At 52.7% G+C, this 2634-nt stretch carries 2 protein-coding genes and 1 pseudogene; all 3 read left to right on the top strand.

The features are described from left to right. The first annotated feature begins 319 nt into the window (after positions 1-319). The 3 genes and pseudogenes from ACRQDJ_RS09195 (at position 320) to ACRQDJ_RS09185 (ending at position 2583) form a co-directional block, all read left to right on the top strand. Positions 320-745: a hypothetical protein gene (locus ACRQDJ_RS09195; protein WP_284897544.1), complete on the top strand. Its 426-nt coding sequence runs from the start codon at positions 320-322 to the stop codon at positions 743-745. Positions 746-821: 76 nt separating this feature from the next. Next, positions 822-1489, top strand: a pseudogene (locus tag ACRQDJ_RS09190) (ATP-binding cassette domain-containing protein). Between the two features lie 2 nt (positions 1490-1491). Beyond that, the gene (locus ACRQDJ_RS09185; RefSeq protein WP_435718003.1) at positions 1492-2583 is read left to right on the top strand and encodes an ABC transporter permease family protein; all 1092 of its coding nucleotides are present in this window, start codon (positions 1492-1494) and stop codon (positions 2581-2583) included. Positions 2584-2634 lie beyond the last annotated feature (51 nt).

Genomic DNA, 2634 nt, shown 5'->3' with positions numbered 1-2634 from the left:
CTCAATAAGGCCGACTTTTCGTTGCTATGGCGGGGCAAACCCCGGATATAAGACCCACCATTTGTCTATTAACCCTGGCGCCCGATTTCCGTACCCGCATGTTCGCGCCGCCGGCCCGGGGAGGTTACCACTCTGGTTGATCCTATCTGCTCGGCTAAGGCGTAGCGGTCTAGCGGCGGCGTCGTGCTTATTCTTTCTGCTACGGCCGCTGCAACGAAAAGAGGCGATGCACAGGTGTCGGTGCCCGACTCGCGTTAATCAGTAGGTTCATTTCTATCTGATTTCCATCTTGCGGCCGCGAGTTTTCACTTGTTAGTGTATGACTAACGTCCCATATTTATGGTGGCGTTATGGTATGGCAAGTTCAACGGTGTACTTGAAGGAGATATCATGGAAAAATTCCACGGAATATCGACCTATTAGAAGAAGTAAAACTAAGCGTGCACTCATTGCCGGCGTGATTGCTGCCGCTGGAGTGCTATCACTGCCGAGCACCGGCGCTCAAGCATTGGGTGGAAACTGCGAGGCATGGCTTGAAAATGGAGTGGGCTATACTCTCGGCGCGGGCCAGTGCTATTCACTCAATAGCGACACCAAAGCTCGTGTAACCCTCGATATTGCTCTCCATCCGGATTTCCATTCGAAATGGTTTACCGCTACTAACACCGTTTACCGGACTATCGGATGGTCGGCCACGATGCAAGGGTGGCCCCGCGACGCCCGTATTGATTACGCAGGTCGATAATATTTAGTAGATGATCCCGGTGGGTGAACGCGTTGTTGCCCACCGGGATATTCTTCCTACCAATCGGTGAGGGAATATGGGAATTCGCATTGAGGATTTGAGTTTTTCCTACGCTTCTCGGAACGAGACCCGGGTTATTTTCCAGAACGCATCCGTGGTTTTTGAGAAAGGCTTATTTTATAGCCTTATGGGGCCGTCCGGCTCTGGGAAAACAACATTATTTCGCTTACTCTCTAAGCGGCTGGTTCCTGGAGCAGGAACGATAAGCATCGGGGAACGAAACCTGGAAAACATTGATATTCCTGAACTGCGCTCACGATTGATTGGACAAATTTTCCAAGATTATCTGCTGGTGCCATTCCTAAGCCCGACCGAGAATATCTTATTGGCAAGAGAAATAGCTGCCGGGAAAGCTACTCCTGCAGATCGCACACACGCACAAGAACTTCTTGCCCGGATTGGATTGGAAACCTCCCAAAACCGCCGGGTAGCACGCTTTCCGGGGGCGAACAACAACGGGTCGCCATCGCGCGTGCTGTTAGTGGGCAGCCGCTACTTCTTCTTGCCGATGAACCCACCGGCGCACTCGATGCTGATAACACTGCGAGTATAGCTACGTTACTCTCCGATCTTGCGCACTCGGAAGGCTTAACGGTCATAGCGGGTACTCACGACGAGGCTTTCGCCCGGCACACCGATCACGTGGTGCGCATTCGGGACCATCGGCTTGTCGTAGAGAGGTGACCATGGGAAAGCAACGCGTTCGCCTCGTCTGGAAAATGCTCGTTGATCAACCGCGGCGCGCTTTGTATACCCTTATTGTGGCGATTCTTCTTACGATGATTGCAGCAAGTCTGGGTGCATTCTTTAATGCGCATAATCAGGTTCAGATCCGCGAAGCGCAGGCATCATTTGGTTCGTATGCGCAGCGAGTTTCCGGAAACGAAAATGTCAAAGAATATCTGAGAGATCTCGAAAGCAACGGAAAAGCCGTTGCTGTTATCCACTCCCGCGCAAATATCTTGGCCCGGCAGGGCCAAACTGATGATGCTGCAACAACGGCCGATGTTACCTACCTGAGCGGTCAGGGGGATATGGGCATGTTAATCGCGGGAAACCACCCGGCTTCTGCGGGCGAGATTGCGGTGAGTAGCGAGGTTGCCCGTCTTCTCGACGTAGAGCCAGGCGGAGATATCGCCCTCGCGGATCTTGAAGGAGAGGGGAAAAATTCTCCTGCAACATTTCGCGTGGTTGGGATAATCGAAAATCCGGCTTCTATTCGCGACCGCACCGCCATAGCGGTCACTGATAGCACGGAGATTTTGGGAAGAGCGGATTCGTGGCTGACGGATGATCCGCTCATGCCGCTTGCGAACGAACTCGGACAAGGTCAGGCGCAGGTGGCAACGCCTGATAGGGTAGCGCATCGCGCTTCTGAGAACGCGATAGCCTACCAGGTCATCCCTGCTTATGTCGCGTGGTTCGTCGGGGGATTTGTTGTATGCGCTGTTATTTTTGCAGTTTTTGCAGCTGATAGGCAGCGGCGTCGTTCTGTCCATAACGTTCTTCGGTCGCTTGGCGAATCCCCGTTCAATGCGGCCTTCCATGCATCATTATCGACCGGGCTCACCATGGTGATCGGTGGAATGATCGGGTGGATATTAACCCAACTGATTGTTGCTGGTAGCGCGGAACGGGTTGGCATTTTTTATGAAGAAAGGTGGACCGGACCATTCACCGCAGATGTCGCACGAGGGTCCGTTGTTTTATTGCTGCTCTTTGCTCTTGCCACGTTCGTGAGTGCGGCCGCAAGAGTGTGTCAAGTTGTTTGTGTGTGAGCATTGTTTATAAATACTTATTAAACCGGTCAGGGTAGGCCACGGACATCT

It is taken from the genome of Actinotignum urematis (genome assembly GCF_051264595.1).
GTDB lineage: Bacteria > Actinomycetota > Actinomycetes > Actinomycetales > Actinomycetaceae > Actinotignum > Actinotignum timonense_A.
Note: the sequence above shows the minus strand (reverse complement) of the source record. Positions and strands in the feature narration are given on the sequence as shown.